Here is a 24,371-nt window from a genome sequence, read left to right as displayed (position 1 = left end):
GGCAAGAGGTATGGCGAGAGGAAGGCGACCCGGGTGCGTGGCACTGGGGAAGTTTCTCCTAGCCGTGGTGGTCCTCATCCTCGGACTCCTTAAGGATTGTGCTGCCGTCCGATCAGGATCAGCAGCGCGGTGATCCCTGAACGAAGGGCATGGGATTGTCGTCGTAAAGCGCAAAAAGGTCGGTGCCCCAACCAGGAAACCTGGTTGGGGCACCGCCTTGTTTTTGTCGTGGGGGAGAAGCCTACTCAGCGGCCTTCTCGGCCTCTTCGGCTTCCTGCTGAGCCTTCAGCAGCTTCGCTGCGTTGCGGCGACGCTTACGCAGCGCCTCCACGCGCTCTTCGAGGAGAACATCCAATTCCTCGATGGAGCGACGCTCGAGGAGCATATCCCAGTGGGTACGTGGTGGCTTGACCGGCTTGGACTCCACGCCCTCACCCTCAACGAGGGTGCCGAGCTTACCGTTCTTGCACATCCACTCCTCGGGAATCTCCGCATCATCAGCGAAGGGGACCTCGTAGATTTCTCCGTCTTCGGTCCGGTATTTCACAAGCTGGCGTGGTGCCAGGTCGTGATCCCTGTCGGTTTCATAACTCACGGCGCCCATGCGGCTGCCACGAAGAACGCGATCTGCCATCTAGGTATCAGTCCTTTGCCCTCGGTAATGCGGATACAGTAGTCAAGCCTTCTTGACTTGATACAGTCATCAGGTATAACGAATAAACCTCGATATTTGTTCCCCCGGCATTCTACCCTGTCGCCGTCGAGGGTGGTTAAAGGCCCACCTGTGGAAACGTGGCAGCGTCACTGGGGGTGGTGTCAGTTGAACATGGGACTGAACCTGTGACCGCACAGCCGTTCGGAATGTCAAAGGTAAGACTTATAAATGAGGTGCTCAGCACACGAATCGTTCTATGGACGCAGATAGACTAATGTGTTACGCGTGCAGAATTTCATCCCAACCCAGCAGGTGCCCACGTGTGCCTGGTGTGGAAAGGACATCACAGCATCAGGTCGTGGTCGGCCGAGGAAATACTGTAGCCAGGCGTGCCGGCAGCGCGCCTATGAGCAGCGCAATAATGTCTCAGGTACCGCCATCCCCGCGAACGCTGTCATCCTGACACCGGACCGGGCCGAGGAACTGCGGGATTCCCTCTTTGAACTCCGGTGCGCGGCCGAAGATGTGGCCACCGCGGTAAGCGAGGGCGAAAGCCCGGGAGAGGTCTCCGCGCTCTGCGGCGAATTGGTGGAACTGGCTCGAAAAATTGAGAAGTTGAGGTCATGAGCAACAATTCAGAAAACCGTCCGAATGATGATCCCGCGAACGCAGATGAGGCGACCGTGAGTGCGGCCACCCAGAACGCGAAGGGCCCCGGCCCCCGCAATGACCGCGGTAAGGGCGAGGCCGGCACCGCCGCACGCCTGCGTGCCCCGATCATGGTGGTCGCCGTCGTCCTCGTTGTCCTGCTGGCGCTGGTGGCTGTGGTTCCACCCCTCTACGGCCTCATCATGGGCGCAGGGGTCAAGACCGAGGGCATCCAGACCGACGGTGCCGAACCTGCCTCCACCGACGTGAATGGTTCCTGGACGGTGATCCCGGGGGACATCCCGAACTACACCTCCGCAGGCTTCACCTTCGATGAGATCCTGCCGGGGGAAGAGAAGACCACCTCCGGTTCCACCTATGATGTCACCGGCACCGTGGAGATCGCTGATAACGCGCTCACCACCGCGCTGATCACCGTGGACATGTCCAATATCACCACCGATCAGGAAAAGCGCGACATTAACGTCCGAATGAAGCTGCTTCAGACCGATGAGTTCCCCACCGCGACCTTCGAGGTCACCGAGCCTGTTGATCTCTCCGATGTTCCTGATGACGGCACGGTCGGCCAGGTTGTCGTACCCGGCGAGCTGACCATCCACGGCCAGACCAACGAGGTCACCCCGACCTTTGATGTGCTCCGCGACGGCAACCAGGTCATCATCGCCTCCGATATTGAGATCAACCGTCTGGACTTCGGCGTGGAGACCCCGGAGTTCGTGGCCGCCAAGGTCGATGAGATGGGCGAGATCAATGTCCGCCTGGCGCTGGAGAAATAGGCCATGATGGCATCGCGGATGATCCCCGCCCTCTGGTTGCGCTTCATCGTGTTGATCGGATTCACATTGTTCATGCTGTGGGAATCCACCTGGATTATCAGCCTGATCGGCATAGCACTGACCCTGATCACTGCCTGGCAGTTGCGCACGGCCTACATGCACCGCCCCCAGCGCGAAAACACGTAGGCATCCGACGCTTATCGACGAACAACAGCCCACCATCTCTTCTCCCCGGCACAGGTGCCGGGCAGCATGGGTAGAGATGGTGGGTTGTTTCTATTTCCTACTGACGCTCTTAATATCCTTCTTAATATTCTTCGCCATGAAGCGCCGGTATCAGTCAAGCTTTCCGGACAGTCGGCGCAGGCGATCCAAGCTGGGGCCTTCAAGACCGATGATGGTGACCACTTTGTCGCGTTGTTTGTACTTGTGGATGATGCTGTCCAACGTGGACACCGTGGAGGCATCCCAGACTTCCGCCCCGGTGAGATCGAGGATGATGTCATCAGAATCATCAAAGTAGTCGAAGGCGTAGACCAGATCATTGGAAGATGCCCAGAACAGCTGACCGGAGACGGCATAGACACTCGTGGTGGTGCCATCGTCGTTGGTACGCACTGACCGGGAAACCCCGACCAGGTGTGCCACGCGGCGTGCAAACAGGATCATCGCGGTGACCACTCCCGAGATTACGCCGATCGCGAGGTTGCCGGTGGCCAGGGTAGCGGCGATCGTGATGAACATGACGATGGTTTCACTCAGCGGCATGAGCTTGAGGGTGCGTGGGTGAACAGAGCGCCAGTCGACGGTGGCAATCGAGACCACGACCATGATGGCGACGAGGGCTGCCATCGGGATCATGCCCACGATCTCACCGAGCGCCAGGATGAGGATGAGGAGGAAGAATCCGGAGAGGAAGGTGGACAGGCGGGTGCGGGCTCCGGAGACCTTGACATTGATCATGGTCTGGCCAATCATCGCACATCCACCCATGCCGCCGAAGAGGGCCGTGACAATATTAGCGATTCCCTGACCGGCGCTTTCGCGGGTCTTGTCAGAATGGGTTTCGGTGATGTCATCCACCAGTTTGGCCGTCAGGAGGGATTCCATGAGTCCCACCAGAGCCATGCCAAAGGCATAGGGCGCGATGATCTGGAGGGTTTCCAGGGTCAGTGGAACATTGGGAAAGATCAGTTCCGGCAGGCTGGATGGAAGTTCACCCTGATCGGACACCGTGGGAATATTGATGTTGAAGGCCCAGACCACGGCGGTGAGGATGACGATGACCACGAGGGGCGCCGGCACCATATTGGTAAACCTGGGCAGGAGCACCATGATGAGCAGACCTACGACAAACAGGGGATAGACAGCCCAGGGGACATCGATGAGGTGGGGGATCTGTGCGAAGAACACGAGCAGACCCAGCGCGTTGACGAAACCGAGCATGACTGAGCGTGGAATGAAACGCATCAGTTTGGCCACTCCGAGAAACGCCATGGCAAGTTGGATGATTCCGGCCAGGATGACCGTGGCCAGGAAGTAGTCCACCCCGTGATCACGGACAACTGGGGCGATCACCAATGCCACGGCACCTGTGGCGGCGGAGATCATGGCCGGGCGTCCGCCAGTGAAGGCGATGACCATGGCCATGGTGCAGGAGGCAAACAGTCCCATGCGCGGATCCACACCGGCGAGGATGGAGAAAGCAATGGCCTCCGGGATCAGCGCGAGGGCCACGACCAGGCCCCCGAGGACCTCGATGCGGAATCGGCGGGCGGAGGAGAAGGCAAAGCGAAATGACGCCAGCACGCCGATGGGTGCCAGGGTCTGGTCCTCAGATTTGATGAGGGTGGTTGACACGATTGAGTCCTGTCTTGAAGGAAGAGTTACCAGCAGGGGACTTTCACTAACATCTATGGTAGTACCTAAAGTGCCGGCCCGGAAGTATATAGACTATCCCTGACCTGAGATAAACTCCACACGATTGAAGGAGGTTTCGTCAGTGTGACGTAATGGGCTTGACGTGGGTGCCGGGAAACGATTGAGGGATTGTGCGATTTTCGGCACCTGGAGGCCTCATTGTGCGTCAAGGTCCCATGGCCGTGTCGGATTCGACACTTTTGGCGGGTTGTCTGGACTGCCATATTCAGCAACCAGTCCGGGGCATATGCCTCCGCGCAAAGGTGTCAGATTTCTCCAGGGTTTGGGCGGTTGCAATGAGACACCTTAGACGGTGCCACACGGCTCGGCCAGGACCATGGCGCGGGTATCGACATGGCACTCAGGAATATCCGGGAGTTCGGTCTGGCTGGCTCCTTGGGGGTCTGGCGGAAACAACATCATCAAGGGCACCGAGGGGGCCCACGGGGCTAAACGTGCCGACGGGCCCGGGCGCAGACATTCAGGCAAGCATTCGTTATTGTCCGATAATGTACATTATGTCACTTTGGCTGGATGTGGATCTCCCCCTGGAGCCTGTCTGCCCAGAATTCCTCCAGGCCCCTAACTCCCAGAACTCTTCAACCAGACTCCCCCTTGCCCTCCCATCGCGTCACCCACGACCATGAAAGGTTCCCGCACGGATTAACTCGGCCCCTGGCCAGACAAGCCCTGCCCAGTCCAGTGCAAGATCCCGTAGGTGCGCGGCCATGTGGCTGACGAAGCGATTCGTGGCAGCCTGGCCAGATTAACTGTGACGAAATGCCGGAACTCCCAGCTGACTGGTTGATCTATTCGTTTTGATAATGAGTAGCTGGCCCGGCAAAGGTCGTGAGATACCCCTCCGGTCCGCTCCTGCCTACGGTGCAACCAAGAATATATCTCAAGATTTCTTTATATCAGCTGGTCAGAATTAAATTCACAACCCTTCCCGTACGATTTTGCTTAGGATATGATTAGTCATGGCTATCCAACGCGAATATGATAAACGGCAAGCCGTCATCATCATCCATGGGATGGGCGAACAGCGCCCCATGGGAACCCTCCGCGACTTCCTCAAGGGAACACATGACGAAGATCAGCAATTTTTCAGTCGCCCCTATAAACGCGGCACGACTATCGAAAATCAGAATTATGACCTGCGGCGATTCTCCACGAGTGAAAGAAGTGCCTCCGGGGATGAACCGGCGAGACTGAAGACGGACTTCTACGAACTCTACTGGGCGCATTTTCTCGGCACGGGAAACCGACGAGACACGATCAAATGGGTCTGGGAGAATATGCGACGGCGTCCTTTCTGGAACCACGGTCCACAGGTGAAGCTCACCATGATGCTGCTGCAACTCATCGTCCCCGTGGCTCTGATCCTGTGGTTGGCGCTCACAGTACTATCTGGTGCAACTATCATTCGTGGATTAGGAGACCTGTCCCCCGAAGTCTTGGTGCTGGTGAACCTGCCATGGGCGATCGTGACCGCGGTGCTGGCGTTTGTGTTGATTCGCTACGGGCCCAGGCTGCTCAACACGATCAACGAGGTGATTGCCGATCCACCGAGATACTTCGTGCCCCATCCCAGACACATCAGGGCACGGAATGAGATCCGGGACGCGGGTATATGTCTCCTACACCAGCTCCACGATGCAGGCTTCTACGAGCGGGTGGTTGTTGTCGGGCACAGCCTGGGATCAGTGGTCGGTTTGGACATCCTCCGTCTGACCTGGGATGAATACCGGCACCCCGACCCCGAAAGCACAGAACCAGATCACCTGGCGAGATCCTTTGGCAGGAAGGTTCTTGATTATTCAACGGCACCCACCACTGATCATGTCCTTGAGTTCCAGAAGATCCAGCATGCACTGTGGCAGGAATCGCGGGCCCGGGGGGCGAAGTGGCTGGTGACAGATTTCATCACCTTGGGCTCTCCCCTGGCTCACGCTGACTGGCTCATGTTCGATGATGATCCTGCTCTGCAAGCAGACAGTTTCAGCCAGCGTGAATATCCATCCTGCCCACCGGACATCGGGCGCGGGATTTTCTACCCGGGAGAATATACGTCTGGGAACAAGAACGCCCTGGTGGCACATCATGCAGCCCTCTTCTCGGTCACCCGGTGGTCGAATGCCTATTTCCCGGTGCAGGGCCTCTACGGTGATCCCGTGGGTGGAGAGATCGCTCCGATCTTCGGCTCTGGGGTGCGCGATGTCCGGGTCCGCATCCACTCCCTCGAAGCCCACGTCCCATCCGAACGACTGGGAATAGCCCACACCAAGTATTGGAACCGGTACCTTGATCCATACTGGGATTGGGAGAATGAAGGCGAAGACGTCACCGACGCCAGAAAAGAGCTCGATCTAAGATCCCAAACCCGAGTGGCGCATCTTGTGCTGCAAGAGTTCCTTGATCTGGATTTCCAGTTCCGTGTAGCCCAAAAGCTGGTTCCCCCTGAAATTTCCATGTCCGAACCGGGACATGCCGCGGACGCACTGGCGGAGGTACCTGTGGAGAACATCATCTCCCTGGACACCCGATCGGTGTTTGACAAGGACACTGACGGTGACAAAGCCATCGCGGAGGTATCAGCCCCGCTGGTCTGACAGCTCTGCCCGGCCCTCCCACGGGTCTTTCACCAACCTGGGGATGAGACGGACAAAGATCACCATGCCGATCAGCTCGACCAGCGTCTGGGTCACCACCACCACGGCAACCAATTCGAGTCCAGGCGGCAGTGCCAAGGCCAGCGGCAGGACCACCAGTGAGTTGCGGGTCGCTCCAGAAAACACCACCGCGCGTGCCGCAGGCACCCGCTGTCTGAAGAGCTTCGCCATGCTCATGCCCAATGGAACCATGATGGCAAGGAAGGCTACATACAGCGGGATTACGTGAAGAAGCTGCCCGAGCTGATGGCTCACGGCATCGATCTGTGAGGCCACCACCACGGCCAGGGCCAGCATCATCAGTGGCACCATGAAAGCTTCAGACAGAGCCATGATACGGGTCAGGTTCAGAAACTGTGTGAGGGCGGCCAGGAGCAATGGCACCACGATGAGCAGCAAAAAGGCCTCTCCGAAAGCTCTCAGCTCGATCACCTGGAAGACTTCGGACCCCACCATCAGGCTCATGTACAGGGGAATCAACAGGATCTGCACCAACATGAGCAGGGGCGCCGCGGCCAGGAGCCGCGCGTGGTCTCCCCCGGCCAGGCCGGCGAACACAATGACGTAGTCGATGCATGGAGCCAACAACACCAGGAGAACACCTACAAGCAGTGCCTGGTCATGGGCGATGAATCTACTCAGACCGAACACCACGACGGGCACCACCAGGAAGTTCAAGGACATGACGGCCCCGAAGAATCTGATGTCTCGAACCGCACCACCGAGCCGTGTCAACGGGATCCCCAGGAAGGTCGCATATAAGAGCGCTATCAGCACCGGGTTGATTGCGACTTCCGCGGCTGGTGCCACCGAGGGCGCGGCTAGACCTATCAGGGCGCCGAGAAGGATCGCCAGCAGGTACAACGGGATCTGATGCCTATCACACCACTGAGTTAATCTCGACGTTAATCTCGACCAGTCCATAACCCCAGGGAGTCTAACCGAGCAGGTGGTCCAGGAGGACATTGGCACCCAGGACCATCAGGACCAGTCCCCCGCCCAGCGTGGCCCATTTCCCGAATCGACCACCACCACGGTGTCCCATCCAGGCACCGGCCAGGGACAGGGCGAAAGTGAGCAACCCCATCACCAACGCCACCTGCAGGATGGGTGCATGGATCAAGGCGAGGCCCATGCCCACCGCCATGGCATCGATGCTGGTGGCCAGGCCGAGGATGAGAGCGGGCCTGAGTTGAACGTCCCCGGTGTCCACAAGGGGCTTTTCAGCATCCGGGTGATAGGCATCCCAGATCATCTTGGCTCCCACACCCACCAGCAGCACGAAGGCTATCCAGTGATCAATGGCCGCGATGAAGCTCAGCTCGGCGAAGAAATAACCGATTCCCCATCCGATCACCGGCATGGCCATCTGGAAGATGCCGAAGATGGCCGCCAGGATGAGGGAACGTTTGAATGCGTTGACGCGGATCACGGTGCCACGTGCAATGGAGCAGGCGAAGGCATCTGCTGCGACGCTGAAGGACAGCAACATGACATGGGCTAGGGACATGGTGGCATGATTCTCCTCTGACCGTGCCTGGGCATAAAAATAGACCCCCGGCGATTGTGTACGCCGAAGGTCTCGTTCGCCCTGAAAACACAGCTGCAGCGGGTGGCAGGCCGGGTGCAGGGAACGTGCACCAGTATGTCGACTGTGCCGCACAACCGTGATCATCGCGGTTGTGGAACTACTCCCCTTCGAAAATCTCAGGCTTAAACCACTGAAAGGGTTTTCGCTCCGGTTACCCAGTATTGATCCTCGACGGGCAGAAGTCAACACGTATCAACATGATCAAAACACTGGAAGATAAGTGTTCATTCTGGCGAACATTTTTGTTTAAACCGCTGGCCAGGCCCCTCGCATGCTTTCTGGACAGCTTTATGAACGCAGGGTGAAGCGGAGTTAAACAAAGGCTGATTGCTTGGATGAATCAAACCTTGGATAGACTCAAACCCATGACAGCGGAACGCGAGATTCTCACCTATGAACTCTTCGGCACGGCCATGCGCGAATTGGCCCAGGACATTATCAATGACTACAAGCCTGACTGCGTGCTGTCCATTGCGCGTGGTGGCCTCCTGATCGGCGGTGCCCTCGGTTATGCCCTGGGCATCAAGAACGTCTCGGTGATGAACGTTGAGTTCTACACCGACGTGGGTGAACACCTCCAGGAGCCACTGATGCTCCCACCCACGCCGAAGGCAGTCGACCTGAGCGGCATGAAAATCCTCGTCGCCGATGATGTCGCCGATACCGGCAAGACCATGGAACTGGTTCATGAGTTCCTGGGCGATAATGTGGTGGAGGTTCGCACCGCGGTGATCTACGAGAAGCCACACAGTGTGTTCAAGCCTGACTATGTCTGGCGTAAGACCGACAAGTGGATCAACTTCCCCTGGTCCAGCCTTCCTCCCGTGCAGGCGCAGGCCTGACAGGAGCCTTCGCGCCCAACCCCCGAGCTGCCCTGTGCAGCTCGGGGGTTTATGTGTTCCCCGACGCTTTCAGCTTATCGACGCCACAGCCACACCCACCCCCTCATCCCACCATGCGGAACCTTAATCCTCCTTGTTCCATGGCGTGGGATTGGCAACTGGGAAATGCCTGTGGAATCCTGAGATGATACTTATTTTTCTCAGCAGAAATGAAGGGGATTCACCAGTCATGTCATCCCTGCCCGAACAATCCTCGGCAGTCACCACCGCACACCCCGGCAGCCCAACGCCGGGTACGGGACAACCTCTCGTCGTCGATAAGGCCACCAAACGCCGCGTTGCGGCGGCGTCCACCATCGGCACCACTATCGAGTTCTATGACTTCTATGCGTATGCCACCGCAGCCGTTGCCGTCTTCCCAATTCTATTTTTCCCCGCCAATGATGATCCCACGGTGAACCTCCTGGCGTCCTTTGCCACCTTCGGACTCGCCTTCGTGGCGCGCCCGCTGGGATCCATCGTCTTCGGGCATTTCGGTGACCGCGTGGGACGTAAGGCCACGTTGATCGGTTCGCTGCTCACCATGGGTATCGCAACCATCCTCATCGGCCTGCTTCCCACCTACGGCCAGATCGGCATCATCGCCCCGGCCCTGCTGGCGCTCATGCGCTTCTGTCAGGGACTGGGATTGGGTGGTGAGTGGTCGGGTGCCGCGCTGCTGGCCGGTGAGAATGCGGAACCGGGTCACCGTGCCCGCGCCGCCATGTGGCCACAGCTGGGAGCACCATTTGGATTCTTCCTGGCCAATGGCTTCTTCCTCATCCTCGTCGCGACACTCGGTCACCAGACCGGCGATGCCGAGGGTGCATTCATGAGCTGGGGCTGGCGTGTGCCGTTCCTGGCCTCCGCGGTGATGATCATCATCGGCCTGTGGGTGCGTTTCGCCCTCGAGGAGACCCCCGTCTTCCAGCAGGCCGTGGATCAGGGCAAGCGCGTGAAGTCCCCACTGAAGGAACTGTTCGCCACCTCCCGGGGCCCCCTGGTGCAGGCCACCTTCATCATGCTGTCCACCTACACTCTGTTCTACCTGGTCACCACCTGGATCCTGTCCTATGGCATCGGTGACCGCTCGCAGGGGCTCGGCCTGTCCATCCCCTACTTCGAGTTCCTCCAGCTGCAGCTGTCCACCATCCCGTTCTTCGCCATCATGATCCCGATCTCCGGGTGGTTGGCGGATGTGTGGGGCCGCAAGAAGACCCTGATCCTGGCGTCCGTGTTGCTGCTCGCCTTCGGCATGACCTTCACAGCCCTGCTGGATCCCGCAACCGCCACCAAGCCAACCGTGTTCCTCTTCCTCACCCTCGGCATGTCCATCATGGGTCTGATCTTCGGACCGATGTCCGCCATTCTGCCTGAGCTCTTCCCCACCAACGTCCGTTACACCGGTTCAGGCATCGCCTACAACGTCTCCTCGATTCTGGGTGCCGCTGTGGCTCCGTTCATCGCCACCTGGCTGGTGGCGTCCTACGGGGTTGCGCAGGTGGGTATCTACCTGATCATCGTCACCCTGATCACCTTCATCGCCGTGTTGACCATGAAGGAAAACAGGAACAACGACCTGACCCAGGTCTAGTCCTTCAACATCCCGGCGAACTTACCTGCGCCCGCGTCGGTTCCTCGTGGTCAGAGTGAACTGCGCGGCGCCCAGGTAGCCCAGTCGGAGCATGGCTTCAATGAGTGCGTAGTGGTAGACCCACATGCGGCGGAAGACGGCATCAAAACCGTCGGCCGCCGCTTCGCGCATCTGGCCCTCGAATACCTCGCGCTGCAGCTGCACACTCTTGAGGTAGTGCCCCGGGAAATGCGTCTCGGCGATCACCCGGAGGGACGAGCCCCGATCAACGAGTTCGTGTACCTGCTGTGTCGTGGGATAGGTCAGCGCCGGCCAGATATAGGCACGCAACATCCCAAGGGCCTCACGGGCGACGGGGCCCAGCTGTTCCGTGGCCACGAGTGACTGCATGGCCACATACCCACCTGTGGACAGCATCCGATCCAGCGCTTTGATGTATTTCTTCGCCCCGGTGGTCCCGACCACCTCCAGCTTCTCCATGGACACGATGGAGTCATAGGCACCACCCCAGTCCAACTTTCCGGGGACGGCAGCGGGAAGCTTGCGGATGTGCACATCATCTTCCACCCCGGCGAGGATGAACAGCTCCTCCAGGGCAGAGACCTGGGCGCGATCTGCAGTAAGGACATCCACCGTGGCGTTGCGGCGTGCAGCGAGGATGGAGACCGCTCCACCGGATGCCGGATACTCCAGGACGTGGGAACCCGATCGCACCTTTGCGGCATCCAGCAGCGTTGACGCAGCCCTGCGCTGGGCCTCACCCAGATCCTCCCGCTCCACGGCCACCGGATCGGCGATGGTGGTGACATCCACGAAGTGCGATCCAGGTTCGCGGTTTCGCCCCGCGCCGGGAACAAAACTCTTCACCGCGGTGCGCACCGTGGTGGGCACACCGGAGGCGAACACCCCACCGAAGGCGCTCATCCCATCACCGGAACTCAAACGGATCAGTTCCGCCGGCAGCGCGCCACCGTTATCCCGGGCGGTATCGGGAAGGGTGAAGGCGGACTGGAACCTGCCCCTCGGGCGGTAACCCACGCCCAGGAGCGCGGTGAGGACATCGGTGAGTTTGTCACTGTGCCACTCGCCTGCCATGTAACTTTCGGCCAATCCCAGCCATCCGGTGGCCGCGAGACGCGAAAATAACTCTTCATGGTCGATTGTGAGATCGGGCTCATCACCTACGAGGTCAAGACCGGCGTTCTCGCAGGCCTTTGCAAACCTAGCTTCCGCCTGTCGGGCGCGGACTCCTCTGAGTGGGAAGTCCGGTACGGTGGCCACCCCTGGCCACTCCTCGGGATCGATTGATTCCAGATGGTGCAAACGCGCTTCTACCATGCGTTTCATGCACCTCCAGGAGACTATGCGGGTATCAGGCTGACACGGGAAAATATACTCACTGCAGTGTAGACGGAACTGGCCCCCAACCGGCGGAGGCGCGACTGTTTAACAGTGTTCGCCATCTTGTTCGCGCGATACACCACCTGCAGAATGTTCGTGCTGCTATTGTGGTGACGCACGCCATAAATAACCCCATAAACGAGGGCTTGAGTTAAAAATACGGGCGGAAAAACCACATTTTCCCCCAAAACAGACAGGGTTGGGCCACCCGATCCTGTTGGTTCACACGTTTAGGACTATTGTTTATAAGGTATATGGCGTCTCATGGCTGAGCGCCCCCCGTGCATCCATTTTTATCAACGACCAGGAGACTGTGACCCCTATGTCCGAGAACCCAACCCGCCCCGAAGGCGGCCGCCATCATGTCGTCGTCATCGGTTCCGGCTTCGGCGGTCTTTTCACCGCCAAGAACCTGGCCAAGGCAGATGTCGATGTCACGCTGATCGACCGTACCAACCACCACCTCTTCCAGCCACTGCTCTACCAGGTGGCCACCGGTATCCTCTCCTCGGGCGAGATCGCACCATCCACGCGCCAGATCCTCAGTGGTCAGGACAATGTCAACGTGATCAAGGGTGAGGTTACCAACATTGACATCACCGCCCGCACCGTCACTGCATCCCTGGGTTCCTATACCCGCGTCTACGAGTACGATTCCCTCGTTGTCGGTGCCGGTGCAGGCCAGTCCTACTTCGGCAATGACCACTTCGCACAGTTCGCACCAGGCATGAAGACGATCGATGATGCCCTGGAGCTGCGTGCCCGCATCATCGGTGCCTTCGAGCGCGCGGAGATCTGTGAGGATCCGGTTGAGCGTGAGCGCCTGCTGACCTTCGTGGTCGTCGGCGCCGGCCCCACCGGTGTGGAGCTCGCCGGACAGTTGGCAGAGATGGCACATCGCACCCTGGCTGGTGAGTACACCAACTTCAACCCGTCCTCCGCCAAAATCGTGCTTCTCGACGGCGCCCCGCAGGTGCTTCCTCCCTTTGGTAAGCGTCTCGGCCGTAACGCCCAGCGCACCCTGGAAAAGCTCGGTGTGAACGTGAAGCTCAACGCCATGGTCACCGATGTTGATGAAAACGCCGTCACCTACAAGACCAAGGACGGCGAAGAGCACCGCATCCAGGCGTTCTGCAAGATCTGGTCCGCCGGTGTCGCCGCTTCCCCACTGGGCAAGCTCGTCGCCGATCAGGCCGGCGTGGAGGTCGACCGCGCGGGTCGCGTTCCGGTCAACGCTGATCTGTCCGTGGGCGAGCACAAAAACGTCTTCGTGGTCGGCGATATGATGGCGCTGGACAAACTCCCGGGTGTGGCCCAGGTGGCCATCCAGGGCGGCGAGTACGTGGCAGAGCAGATCGCCGCCGAGGTGGAGGGTCGCTCCAACACTGAGCGCGAGGCCTTCGACTACTTTGACAAGGGATCGATGGCCACCGTGTCCCGCTTCTCCGCAGTGGTGAAGATGGGCAAGGTCGAGGTCACCGGTTTCATCGGTTGGCTGCTGTGGCTGGCTGTCCACCTGATGTTCCTGGTCGGCTTCCGCAACCGTTTCGTCTCTGCGATCAGCTGGGGCCTCAACGCCCTGTCCCGCAAGCGCTGGAACCTGGAGACCACCCGTCAGCAGCTGCACGCCCGCACTGCGCTGGCCAAGCTCGGCCAGGTCATTGACACCGAGGACGCGGACATCCCGATCGAACTGCTGGACACCACCCGTTACGGTGCCACCCGCAGCATCGAGAAGGCACGTCACGAAAAGTAGTAGTTAAACCAAGCCTCCTGTGGCCACTCAGCACTGAGTGGCCACAGGAGGCTTTTTGGTGCGCGACCGCAGCCGGATCATCTGTGGAACATGCCCGCGCCATCTTCCGTTTCCATGGTCTGAACACCTATTGATCTCCCAACCGCACCCTTTTGCTAGTGTGTGGGCTAGGCACGGGGTGTTTGTCACAGTAATCAACTGGACAAGCTGAGATCACACCCGATGAACCTGCTCTAGCTCATACTAGCGAAGGGATGGCCGTTTGATGGCTGACTCATATCTGGACGCGCTCGCACACGTGCGGGCCACCACTCCTCTCATTCAATGCCTGACCAACACCGTGGTCATGCAGTTCACCGCCAATGCTCTTCTTGCCTCCGGGGCAACACCCGCCATGGCAGACACACCCGCGGAGTCCTTTGGCTTCGCACAGGTGGCCAACGGCGTTCTGATCAATCCGGGAACCCCCTCAGCCGAACAGTACAAAGGCATGCACCAGGCCGTTGCCGGGGCCACCGAAGCCGGTACGCCGTGGGTGCTTGACCCTGTGGGTGTGGGCGGGCTGCCGGAACGAACGGCGTTTGCACAATCAATCGTGGATAAGCACCCTGCCGCAATCCGCGGCAACGCCTCCGAGATCGTCGCGCTCGCCGGCCTGGGAGCCGGTGGCCGTGGTGTTGACTCCACCGATGACGTCGCCGGCGCCCTCACCGCAGCCCAGCAGCTCGCCGCACAGACCGGCGGTGTGGTCGCGGTGACCGGACCTGAGGATCTCATTGTGTCAACGGGACGGGTCACCTGGCTGGAATCCGGTGACCCGATGCTCCAGCTGGTCATCGGCACCGGTTGCGCCCTGGGGGCGCTTACCGCCGCATACCTCGGTGCAACACGTGACACCGACATCAATGCCCACGACGCCGTGATCGCCGCACACGCCCACCTGGGTGCCGCCGGTCAGATCGCCGCCACCCGCGCGGGCGCGCCGGGCTCCTTCGCCGTGGCACTGATCGACGCACTGTATGAACTCGACCGTGCGCAACTCGAAGATCTGACCAGCATCCGGGAGGAACAGCAGTGACCGATTTCAGCCTTTATCTTGTCACCGATCCGAAGCTTGGCGGTGGGCCGGATAAGGTCGCCGGCATCGTGGAGCAGGCCGCCGCCGGAGGTGTGACCGTGGTGCAGCTGCGTGATAAGGACGCCGATGCCGCCACCTTCCGGGCCCGCGCCGTGGAGCTCAAGGAAATCTGCGATCGTCTGGAGCGCCCGCTGTTTCTCAACGACCGCTTCGATACCGCGGTGGAACTCGGATGCCACCTCCACATCGGTCAGGGGGATATCCCTTATGTGGAGGCGCGCCAGGCTCTCCCCGATCACCTAATGGTGGGCTTGACCATTGAGAACATGGAGCAGCTGCACACCGTGATCGCCGGGTGTGAGCGCGCCGGTGTGGCACTGCCCGACGTGGTCGGTCTCGGTCCGGTGCATGACACCGCCACCAAACCTGATGCACCTCAAGCCCTGGGGGTTGACGGGGTGGCAGACATTGCCACCGTGTGCAGGCGCCACGGGATCCGGTCGGTGGCCATTGGCGGTGTGGATCTGAGCAATGCGTCCAGGCTTGCGCGTACCGACGTTGATGGTCTGTGTGTGGTGTCGGAGATCATGGCGGCCAACGATCCGGGTGGGGCGGCGCGTGATCTGCGTGCGCTGATCGACGCCGCACGCACGCCCTCCCGTCCCCGTGTGCTCACGATCGCCGGCACTGACCCCACAGGTGGTGCGGGTGTGCAGGCTGACCTCAAATCGATCGCGGCCGCCGGTGGCTTCGGCATGTCCGTGGTCACCGCGCTGGTCGCGCAGAACACCCACGGTGTCACCTCGGTGCACACCCCACCCGCGGAGTTTCTGGATCAGCAACTGGAGTCGGTGTTTTCTGATGTGACGGTGGATGCGGTCAAGCTCGGCATGCTCGGCAGTGCCGCCACGGTCCGCCAGGTCACCCGGTGGTTGCGCGAACGTGACCACGGCCCTGTCGTCCTGGACCCGGTCATGGTGGCCACCAGCGGCGACAGCCTCCTGGACGCGGATGCCGCGGACGCGCTGCTCGAGCTGGCCGGCGAGGTCGATGTGATCACCCCCAACATCCCCGAGCTCGCTGTGCTTTGCGACGAACCGCCAGCCCCATCGATGGACACCGCCGTACGCCAGGCCCTGACCTTCGCGGCACAGAACAACACCATCGTGATTGTCAAGGGTGGTCACTTGAATGGCCCGAATGCTGACAATGCAGTGGTCCGTCCCGACGGCAGTGTCCATCCCGTGAGCAATCCACGGGTGGACACCACCAATTCCCACGGCACGGGCTGCTCCCTCTCGGCGGCGCTTGCCACACGGATTGTCCTGGACAACTCAGTGGAGGATGCCCTGGAATGGTCCACGCGGTGGCTCAATGAGGCATTGCGCGCCTCCGATGCGCTTCAGGTGGGTTCCGGGAGTGGGCCGGTGGATCACTTCGCCATGCATCAACGGATGCTACGTGCCGCAGACACAACGCCGTGGCCACACCTGCAGGTCACGGGCCTGACTGGCTCCCGGGTTGATGATGTGGTGGTTCCATCCTCGGTACAGAGTCCAGTTCCAGCCCTTGCCCTTGCGGGGCCTTTCACCGAGGCGCTGTGGGCCGCCACCGGCGAGGTCATGGGGCAGATCATGGACTCCGGATTCATCCGGGGACTGGGTGATGGCACCCTGTCACCTCAGGAGTTCATCTTCTACATCGATCAGGATGCCCACTATCTGCGCCAGTATTCCCGTGCACTGGCCGTGCTGAGCTCCAAGGCGCCGGACGCCCCTGCACAGGTGGAGTGGGCCACCAGTGCCGCCGAGTGCATTGTGGTGGAGGCGGAACTGCACCGCACTTATCTGGCCAGGGGCCTGGCTGACACGGGCGTGACCGCACCCTCCCCCGTGACCATGGCGTATACAGATTTCCTGGTTGCCCGGGCCTATGCCGATGATTATGTGGTGGGTGCCGCGGCGGTACTGCCCTGCTACTGGCTCTACGCCGAGATTGGACTTCTGCTGGCTGCGCAGAACCATGAGCACCATCCATACCGCGACTGGCTGGATACCTACTCAGGTGAGGAATTCCTCACGGGAGCCCGAAAAGCTATCGCCCGCGTGGAAACGGCGATGGCCGGAGCAGGTCCACAGCAACGTGTTGCCGCGGCCCGGGCTTACCTCAGTGCCTGTGTCCATGAACGCGAGTTCTTCGACCAGGCCACCAGGAAGGGTTGGATCTAGCTCACTGTTTACTGCTGGCGGGTGAACACGGCTACGAGGAACTGGGATTCTGCGACGAAAGGATGCAGCTCCCAGGATTCGTAGGCGTTTTCCAGTTCAAACCCTGCAGCACGGGCGGTTGCGAGGAAGTTGCCGAAATCCCAGCCACGTCCCGCTCCGAAACCGATGACGGCGCGCCCCGTCGGTGCGAGAGCACGATGGAGGTTCTCCAGGGCGGATTGGCGTCCGTCCTCGGCCAGGAAACCCATGACGTTGCCTGCGGATACGATCAGATCGAAGTTGTCCTCGGGGATCGGATCGGCAGACAGGTCACCGACCACCCACCGGGCTTCGGGAAAATCCCCTGCGGCATAACCGACGAGGATCGGATCGATGTCCGTGCCCAGCACGTCATGGCCCTGTTTGGCCAGGTAGCCACCGATCCTGCCCTGGCCACAGCCGGCATCGAGGATCCGGGAGCCACGCTGGGCCATGGCGTCAATCAGACGGGCCTCGCCGTAGATATCAGTGCCCTCCGCTGCGAGGTTGCGCCACCGCTGGGCGTAGTTCTCGGAGTGCGATGGGTTGTTGCTGGTGATCTCATTCCATGTAGGCATGTGTCCAAGTATAGGAAGAACTCCTCAGGAGAGGGTTGTGCTTGTTTACCCGAGGACCATGGTGCGCAGCGTGGTGCGGGCGACGAGTTCCCCGTTGTGGGTGCACAGCACCTGCCAGACCTGGGTGCGGCCGCCCTTCTGGATGGCGGTGGCCTCCGCGCGGATCACGCCATCACGCACGGAGGAAATGAAATCAGTGTTATTGTTCACGCCCACCACCGGCTTGCCGCGACCGAAGATGATGCCGGCGGTGGATGCGGTGGACTCGGCGATGGCGCAGTACACACCCCCATTGACCAGTCCTGCAGGCTGGAGGTGCTTGGCCGTCACCCGCAGTTCACTGATCACCCGCTCTGGTCCAACCTCCACATAACGCAGCCCCAGGGTGCGGTCGAGACCGAAGTTCCCCGTGTTGAGCATCTCCAGCTCATCCGAGGTGAGGGGGCGTTCCACGGCGATGGTGGCAAGTGCCAGGACATCTTTGAGTTCATTCTGGGTCATGGCAATCAGCCTATTGTATCGCGGGGTGAAAACTGTGACCGAAATGATATGACCATTGATGTGATTTCAGCTGACACCGCGCTCTCCCGTGCGTATGATCATAACTATGACTAACGCAGACTCCCTCGCACAGATCGGCGTCGTTGGATTGGCCGTCATGGGCTCCAATCTCGCACGCAACTTCGCCCGCAACGGACACACCGTCGCCGTGTACAACCGCAGCACCGACAAGACTGACAAGCTCATCGCCGATCATGCGGCCGATGGAAATTTCATCCCCTCCAAAACCATCGAAGACTTCGTGGCATCATTGGAAAAACCACGTCGTGCCATCATCATGGTCCAGGCTGGTAAGGCCACGGACGCCGTGATCAACCAGCTGGCTGATGCCATGGAAGACGGTGACATCATCATTGATGGTGGCAACGCGCTCTACACTGACACCGTTCGTCGTGAGAAGGAAATGGCGGAGCGTAACCGCCACTTCGTCGGCGCTGGCATTTCCGGCGGCGAGGAGGGGGCCCTCAACGGACCGTCGATCATGCCGGGCGGTCCGAAGGAGTCCTGGGAGACCCTGGGACCACTGTTGGAGTCCATCGCCGCCAATGTCGACGGAACCCCGTGCGTGACGCACATTGGTCCCGATGGTGCCGGCCACTTCGTCAAGATGGTCCATAACGGCATCGAGTACGCCGACATGCAGGTCATCGGCGAGGCCTACCAGCTGCTGCGCTTCGGTGCAGGCATGGAGCCGGCAGAGATCGCCGATGTCTTCGCCGAGTGGAACAAGGGTGACCTTGACTCCTACCTCATCGAGATCACCGCCGAGGTGCTGCGCCAGGTGGACGCCCAGACAGGCAAGCCGCTGGTCGACGTCATCCTGGATGCCGCCGGCCAGAAGGGCACCGGTCGCTGGACCGTCAAGGAGGCGCTTGACCTGGGTGTGCCCACCACCGCCATCGGCGAGGCGGTATTCGCCCGTGCACTGTCCTCCTCCCTTGATCAGCGCAAGGCTGCCCAGGGCAACCTGCCGGTGGGCACCCTGAAGACCTTCGAGGATCTGGGTGTGGACAAGGCCGAGTTCGTCGAAGATGTCCGTCGCGCACTGTACGCCTCCAAGCTGGTGGCCTACGCCCAGGGCTTCGATGAGATCAAGGCCGGCTCCGATGAGCACAACTGGGGCGTGGACCCACGGGACCTGGCCACCATCTGGCGCGGTGGCTGCATCATCCGGGCGAAGTTCCTCAACCGCATCGTCGAGGCCTACGACAACGATGCCGCGCTGCCCTCCCTGCTGCTTGACCCGTACTTCAAGGGTGAGCTCGAAGGTCTGATGGACTCCTGGCGCAAGATCGTCATCTACGTCACCCAGCTGGGCCTGCCCGCTCCGGTGTTCACCTCTTCCCTCGCCTACTATGACTCCCTGCGTGCAGAGCGTCTGCCCGCAGCGATCATCCAGGGCCAGCGTGACTTCTTCGGTGCGCACACCTACCAGCGCATTGACAAGGAAGGCACCTTCCACACCCTGTGGTCCGGTGACCGCAGCGAGATCGAGTCATAACTTCTGATCTCCGGAAATAACTCCACACACCCCCTGGGGGATCTTGCCATCAGATGGCACCGGTCTCCACGGGGGTGTTTTCCATCTGTCATCCTCAACTATTGCTAGCCTCAAGCTTTATGAGCACAGAACACGTGATGCACCAGCTGAGAGAATTTGCTCGACAACGGAATTGGGAACAGTTTCATTCGCCCGAAAACCTAGCCAAAAGCATCAGTATTGAAGCAGCAGAACTCCTGGAATGTTTCCAATGGAGTTCTGCTGACAACACCTCCCCACACTCCCCTGGCGGTTTTTCTGCTGAATTTCACCAAAAGGTGGGTGGCGAACTGGCTGATGTCATGACCTACTGCCTGTATCTGGCAATGCGATTAGACATGGATCCCGAAAAAATCGTCCTGGATAAGCTTGTCACCACCGGAAAGAAGTATCCGGTGGATAAGGCCTTCGGCCGATCCGATAAGTATGACCAGCTATAGGGAAAGCTGCGCGAGAATCAACACAAGACCCCACCCGATGTCGAACCCTTGGTTCCAACATTGGGTGGGGTCTTTCCCAGTGGGGACAGAAAAAATTTAAGGCTCGAGCAGGTTCTGCTCAAAGAATGCCTTGAGTGTTCCGGTGTCCTCGAGAGGCAGAACTGCTGCCACATACTGATCCGGGCGGACAATCACGATGGCACCATCACGGCTGATGCCACGCGCCTCGAAGAAATCATCACCGCTCAGGGAAGCGTAGACGTTCTCCAGGTTCTGCAGCTCAAAGGGGCCAACGCGTGGGAAGAACACATCAGGTGCGTCGAAGAGCTCAAAGGAGTGGTAATCCTGCTGGTAGATGACCTTGATGTCGAAGACGGCATTACGGTCGCCACCAGTTGGAGTGTAACGGTTCAGCGGGGATTCTGAATCGTTGTTCATCCATTCCGCCCAGTCTCGCAGCTTAGATGGCTCGGACGCTGCCGGCTGGTCAGCAAATGCGTAGATGCGGTAACGCCCATCGGCAATGTGCTCGTGGCCGATGTGGGTTGGCACTGCATCGGCACGGCGCATCGCGGTGTAGGACTTGAAACGGCGACCAACCGGGTACCCGGTGGCCAGATCCTGGTGTTCGGTGGTGCCGGTAATGAGGTTTTCGCTGTATTCCGTGAGGAAACCTGCGGCGAACTCCTCAGCTTCCACGTAGTACTTCTCCACTGCGGTGGGATCATCAAGCTGGTCCACCGGGGTTGCCATGAGAGTGGACCATTCCTTGTCAAAGGCGATCAGGGCAGCTGCAGCTGGATGACGCTCACTGTGATAGGTGCGCAGCAGAGATGCTGGTGCACGTCCGGAAAGGACCTGACCCAGCTTCCAACCGATGTTGAAACCATCCTGCATGGATACGTTCATACCCTGGCCGGCCTTGGCGGAGTGGGTGTGGCAGGCATCGCCGGTGAGGAACACGCTTGGAACGGCATCGTCGGAGGCGTCATCGGGGAGATTATCGAAGCCGTCGACAAGGCGGTGCCCCACCTCATAGATGGAGTGCCAGGCAACATCTTTGACATCCAGGTAGTACGGGGTCAGGATGGCATTGGCTTTTTCAATGACCTTCTCCAGCGGGGTGGAACGGACCTTGTGGTTATCATGCTCCGGGACCTCACCGAGATCGACATACATGCGGGAGAGGTAACCACCTTCACGCGGAATGTGGAGGATGGATCCTTCTTTGGAGTGAATGGCGCACTTGGTGCGGATATCCGGGAAATCAGTGTCGGCCAGAACATCCATCACGCCCCAGGCGTGGTTGGCCTGCTTGCCGTCAAGTTTGCGTCCGATGGACTCGCGGACGCGGGAGCGTGCGCCATCGGAGCCGACGACGTGCTTGGCGCGGACGGTGCGGGTGTACTCCTCCTCACCTTCCATGACGCGCTTGAGTTCAACGATCACCGGGTATTCGGCATCCGCGGGATCCTCGGAAACCTCCAGGGACAGGAACTCCCATCCATAATCCGGGGTCATGCGGGATGGGGACCACTCCATGTAACGGGCAAAGTAGTCGAGCACGCGAGCCTGGTTCACAATCATATGTGGGAACTCAGAGATGCCGTGTTCATCATCGACTGGACGTGCGCCACGCACGATATTCTCCGGCTTCGCAGGATCCTGGTTCCAAAAAGCCATTTCGGTGAGCTGGTAGGCCTCTTCGATGATCTCATTGGCGAACTGGAAAGCCTGGAAGGTCTCATTGGAACGAGCCTGGATACCATCAGCCTGCCCCAGTACCAGTCGGTCATCACGACGCTCAATGATGCGGGTGTGAACATCAGGGAACATGGACAGCTGAGCTGCGGTGATCATGCCTGCTGGGCCGGTGCCCACGATCAGGACATCCATGGTGTCTGGAAGTTCTGCCGGCCGATTAAGTCCGATGCCTGCTGCTGGCTTGCGCTTCGGGTCCTTCGAAACGTATCCGTAGTGGTGGAACTGCATGATGGCCTCCTGAAAATTGTTTGGATTACTGTGCGTGATCCCTGATATCTATCCACGACCGTTTCCCCTGTCGGGGGGGGGGATTTACGTGTGCGCCTCGGGGGCACGTTGTTGAAAACAGTTAGTGCTTATTATTTTGACGTTGCCGCGGGCCCAGCTTGTTGCCTATCCCCTGCCCCCTGATGCTCCAGGGGGTGTATCGCAGGGGGTGAAAGAGGATTCAAGATGAACTCAAGCACTGAGGACGGAAAACGCTTTCTCGGAATTTTGAAGGCATCCGGTGAGACACCTCCCACGATTGCATCGTATGTGATCTGCACCGCTTAGCACTTGATCATATACGAATCGTATATTTTTTCCACTTGTTTCTAAAAATTTCCCACATTGGCCTCGCGCCCCGTTCCGTTGAGGAGAAGTTTTCCCACCGTAGTGAGGTTAAAGGCCCCTCCAGAAGATCAGGAGGGGCCAAAAAGGCTTCAAGCTTTAAAACTCCGACCGAAACCAGGTGGTGTGATCCTGCCGGGGGACAGTCACCTACTTTCCGCCTGCGAGGATGAAGTGTCCGGTGGACTGCTCTTCCTCATGATCCGGCCCCAGTGGGATACCGGTGCGATCCTTGAGCAGGAGGACGGCGATCAAACCGACCACGGTGGCGCCAACCAGGTAGGCACTGACGGCAAAGGTGGTGCCGGTTGCAGTGACCAGCGCGGCCGCAATGGTAGGTGCGAATGCGCCACCAAGAATGGAGCCGATGGCATAGGTGATGGACACGCCGGAGCCGCGGATGGATGCCGGGAAGAGCTCTGCATACATCGCAGACTGCTGCCCATAGGTAAAGCCCAGGCCAACGGTCAGGAAGATCAATGCGCCGGTAACGTAGGCCATATTCCCGGTGTTGACCAGCGGGAATAGAGCGGCGGCTCCAATAACCTGGATGCTGAAGCCGAGGATGTAGGTGTTACGGCGGCCCAGATAATCAGAGACGGCACCCGCGATCAGGGTGAAAAGCATCCAGGATGCAGCGGAGATGGTGACGGCGGTCAGAATGGCGCCACGGTCCATGGCCAGGCCGTCAGGATTGGTGGCGTAGTTCTGGATGTAGCCACCGGTTGTCATATAACCGACAGTCCCGTTACCTGCAAAAACCAGCGCTCCGGTCAGGACGAGCTTCCAGTGATTGCGGAAAAGTTTGCCTACTGGATTTGCAGGGGCGATTTCCTTGCGCTCAGCTATTTCAGTGAACACGGGGGATTCATCCACGCCACGGCGGATGTAGAAGCCAATCAACACCAACACGATGGAGAACAGGAACGGCACACGCCATCCCCACTCCATGAAGGCATCGCCGGGGGCAATGATGTTCATGATGGCCAGGGCGCCGGAAGACAGGAGGAGACCTGCGGGAACGCCCACCTGGGGTCCCGCACCGAACAGTCCACGCTTGTTGTCGGGTGCGTGCTCAACGGCGAGCAGCACTGCTGAACCCCACTCGCCACCAGCGGAAATTCCCTGGAGGATGCGGAAGATGATCAGCAGGATCGGTGCCCAGATCCCGATGGTATCGAAGGTGGGCAGCAGCCCAATGAGCGCTGTTGCGGCACCCATGGTGAAAAGCGTGACCATCAAAACCACGCGACGGCCCAGGCGGTCAGCATAATGGCCGGCCAGGAAGGCGCCGAGTGGCCGGAAGAGGAAGGACAGGCCCACCGTGAGGAACGCAACGATGGTAGCCGCACCCGGACCCAGGGGTCCGAACATCAGCTGGTTGAAGACGAGGCCGGCGACACTTGCATAGAGGAAGAAGTCGTACCACTCGATGGCGGTACCGATCGTTGTTGCAGCGACTACGCGTCGGCGTTCAGCACTTGTTGTCTGAATTGTTCTAACAGGTGTTTTGGCGGTCATTTTAACTCCAGTCGGAATGTGTTGTTAGCCATTAAGTGCGCTTGCTTGTGATGGCAAACACTTGCACTTCAATTTAAGATCATATACGATCGAAGTCAGATTGCAATAAGATCATC

20 protein-coding genes and 1 riboswitch are annotated in these 24,371 nt (G+C 59.6%); of the genes, 11 read left to right on the top strand and 9 right to left on the bottom strand.

All coding sequences use genetic code 11. The annotated features are described in order from the left end of the window. Positions 1-241: 241 nt before the first annotated feature. Positions 242-634, bottom strand: coding sequence for an RNA polymerase-binding protein RbpA (locus CFAEC_RS07000; protein ID WP_290275392.1), 393 nt, complete (start codon positions 632-634; stop codon positions 242-244). A gap of 297 nt (positions 635-931) precedes the next feature. Between CFAEC_RS07000 and CFAEC_RS06995 the strand changes: the two genes are divergently transcribed. From CFAEC_RS06995 to CFAEC_RS06985, 3 genes are all read left to right on the top strand, one after another. Then, complete coding sequence (locus CFAEC_RS06995; protein ID WP_435384213.1) at positions 932-1,282, top strand: hypothetical protein; 351 nt, start codon at positions 932-934, stop codon at positions 1,280-1,282. A gap of 152 nt (positions 1,283-1,434) precedes the next feature. Next, positions 1,435-2,100, top strand: a complete 666-nt coding sequence (locus tag CFAEC_RS06990; protein ID WP_290279828.1) for a YceI family protein — start codon at positions 1,435-1,437, stop codon at positions 2,098-2,100. A 3-nt stretch (positions 2,101-2,103) separates the two neighbouring features. Continuing rightward, positions 2,104-2,286: a hypothetical protein gene (locus CFAEC_RS06985; RefSeq protein WP_290275390.1), complete on the top strand. Its 183-nt coding sequence runs from the start codon at positions 2,104-2,106 to the stop codon at positions 2,284-2,286. 150 nt (positions 2,287-2,436) lie between these two features. On the opposite strand, the gene CFAEC_RS06980 is transcribed toward CFAEC_RS06985, so the two are convergent. After that, complete coding sequence (locus tag CFAEC_RS06980; protein WP_290275388.1) at positions 2,437-3,960, bottom strand: SulP family inorganic anion transporter; 1,524 nt, start codon at positions 3,958-3,960, stop codon at positions 2,437-2,439. Positions 3,961-5,000: 1,040 nt separating this feature from the next. Between CFAEC_RS06980 and CFAEC_RS06975 the strand changes: the two genes are divergently transcribed. Beyond that, positions 5,001-6,632, top strand: coding sequence for a hypothetical protein (locus tag CFAEC_RS06975; protein WP_290275386.1), 1,632 nt, complete (start codon positions 5,001-5,003; stop codon positions 6,630-6,632). On the opposite strand, the gene CFAEC_RS06970 is transcribed toward CFAEC_RS06975, so the two are convergent. Both CFAEC_RS06970 and CFAEC_RS06965 read right to left on the bottom strand, forming a co-directional pair. After that, the gene (locus CFAEC_RS06970; RefSeq protein ID WP_290275384.1) at positions 6,615-7,616 is read right to left on the bottom strand and encodes an arsenic resistance protein; all 1,002 of its coding nucleotides are present in this window, start codon (positions 7,614-7,616) and stop codon (positions 6,615-6,617) included. The two genes, CFAEC_RS06975 and CFAEC_RS06970, sit on opposite strands and share 18 nt — an antisense overlap. 13 nt (positions 7,617-7,629) lie before the next feature. Continuing rightward, the gene (locus CFAEC_RS06965) at positions 7,630-8,202 is read right to left on the bottom strand and encodes a manganese efflux pump MntP (protein WP_290275382.1); all 573 of its coding nucleotides are present in this window, start codon (positions 8,200-8,202) and stop codon (positions 7,630-7,632) included. Positions 8,203-8,648: 446 nt separating this feature from the next. Here CFAEC_RS06965 and CFAEC_RS06960 point away from each other — a divergent pair, with 446 nt between their 5' ends. Both CFAEC_RS06960 and CFAEC_RS06955 read left to right on the top strand, forming a co-directional pair. Further along, positions 8,649-9,125: a phosphoribosyltransferase gene (locus CFAEC_RS06960; protein WP_290275380.1), complete on the top strand. Its 477-nt coding sequence runs from the start codon at positions 8,649-8,651 to the stop codon at positions 9,123-9,125. 229 nt (positions 9,126-9,354) lie between these two features. Further along, a complete protein-coding gene (locus tag CFAEC_RS06955; RefSeq protein WP_290275378.1) occupies positions 9,355-10,758 on the top strand; it encodes an MFS transporter in 1,404 nt (467 codons plus the stop codon). A 21-nt stretch (positions 10,759-10,779) separates the two neighbouring features. Here the strand turns inward: CFAEC_RS06955 and CFAEC_RS06950 are convergent, their stop codons facing one another. Next, positions 10,780-12,096, bottom strand: coding sequence for a class I SAM-dependent methyltransferase (locus CFAEC_RS06950; protein WP_290275376.1), 1,317 nt, complete (start codon positions 12,094-12,096; stop codon positions 10,780-10,782). A gap of 385 nt (positions 12,097-12,481) precedes the next feature. On the opposite strand from CFAEC_RS06950, the gene CFAEC_RS06945 reads away from it, so the two are divergent. The 3 genes from CFAEC_RS06945 (at position 12,482) to CFAEC_RS06935 (ending at position 17,221) form a co-directional block, all read left to right on the top strand. Beyond that, positions 12,482-13,915, top strand: a complete 1,434-nt coding sequence (locus tag CFAEC_RS06945; RefSeq protein WP_290275373.1) for an NAD(P)/FAD-dependent oxidoreductase — start codon at positions 12,482-12,484, stop codon at positions 13,913-13,915. A 164-nt stretch (positions 13,916-14,079) separates the two neighbouring features. Further along, positions 14,080-14,187, top strand: a riboswitch (TPP riboswitch). Continuing rightward, positions 14,181-14,993: a hydroxyethylthiazole kinase gene (gene thiM, locus CFAEC_RS06940; RefSeq protein ID WP_290275371.1), complete on the top strand. Its 813-nt coding sequence runs from the start codon at positions 14,181-14,183 to the stop codon at positions 14,991-14,993. Its footprint overlaps the riboswitch before it by 7 nt. Then, a complete protein-coding gene (locus CFAEC_RS06935; RefSeq protein ID WP_290275369.1) occupies positions 14,990-17,221 on the top strand; it encodes a bifunctional hydroxymethylpyrimidine kinase/phosphomethylpyrimidine kinase in 2,232 nt (743 codons plus the stop codon). The genes thiM and CFAEC_RS06935 overlap by 4 nt, the downstream gene beginning before the upstream one ends. An 8-nt stretch (positions 17,222-17,229) precedes the next feature. Here the strand turns inward: CFAEC_RS06935 and CFAEC_RS06930 are convergent, their stop codons facing one another. Both CFAEC_RS06930 and CFAEC_RS06925 read right to left on the bottom strand, forming a co-directional pair. Next, on the bottom strand, positions 17,230-17,817 hold the full coding sequence (locus CFAEC_RS06930) for a class I SAM-dependent methyltransferase (RefSeq protein WP_290275367.1): 588 nt from the start codon (positions 17,815-17,817) through the stop codon (positions 17,230-17,232). Between the two features lie 45 nt (positions 17,818-17,862). Beyond that, positions 17,863-18,318 carry a PaaI family thioesterase gene (locus CFAEC_RS06925; protein ID WP_290275366.1) on the bottom strand — a complete coding sequence of 152 codons (456 nt, stop codon included), beginning with the start codon at positions 18,316-18,318 and terminating at the stop codon, positions 17,863-17,865. Positions 18,319-18,424: 106 nt separating this feature from the next. Here CFAEC_RS06925 and gnd point away from each other — a divergent pair, with 106 nt between their 5' ends. Further along, positions 18,425-19,879 (top strand): NADP-dependent phosphogluconate dehydrogenase, encoded by a 1,455-nt coding sequence (gene gnd / locus CFAEC_RS06920; RefSeq protein WP_290275364.1) that lies wholly within the window; start codon positions 18,425-18,427, stop codon positions 19,877-19,879. A 119-nt stretch (positions 19,880-19,998) separates the two neighbouring features. Beyond that, positions 19,999-20,358, top strand: a complete 360-nt coding sequence (locus CFAEC_RS06915; RefSeq protein ID WP_290275362.1) for a nucleotide pyrophosphohydrolase — start codon at positions 19,999-20,001, stop codon at positions 20,356-20,358. A 96-nt stretch (positions 20,359-20,454) separates the two neighbouring features. Here the strand turns inward: CFAEC_RS06915 and CFAEC_RS06910 are convergent, their stop codons facing one another. Next, positions 20,455-22,350 (bottom strand): FAD-dependent monooxygenase, encoded by a 1,896-nt coding sequence (locus tag CFAEC_RS06910; protein WP_290275360.1) that lies wholly within the window; start codon positions 22,348-22,350, stop codon positions 20,455-20,457. A gap of 534 nt (positions 22,351-22,884) precedes the next feature. Continuing rightward, the gene (locus tag CFAEC_RS06905; protein ID WP_290275357.1) at positions 22,885-24,255 is read right to left on the bottom strand and encodes an MFS transporter; all 1,371 of its coding nucleotides are present in this window, start codon (positions 24,253-24,255) and stop codon (positions 22,885-22,887) included. Between the last annotated feature and the right edge of the window lie 116 nt (positions 24,256-24,371).

This window comes from Corynebacterium faecale, from assembly GCF_030408735.1.
GTDB classification, from domain to species: domain Bacteria; phylum Actinomycetota; class Actinomycetes; order Mycobacteriales; family Mycobacteriaceae; genus Corynebacterium; species Corynebacterium faecale.
This window is presented reverse-complemented; position numbering and strand designations above follow the sequence as displayed.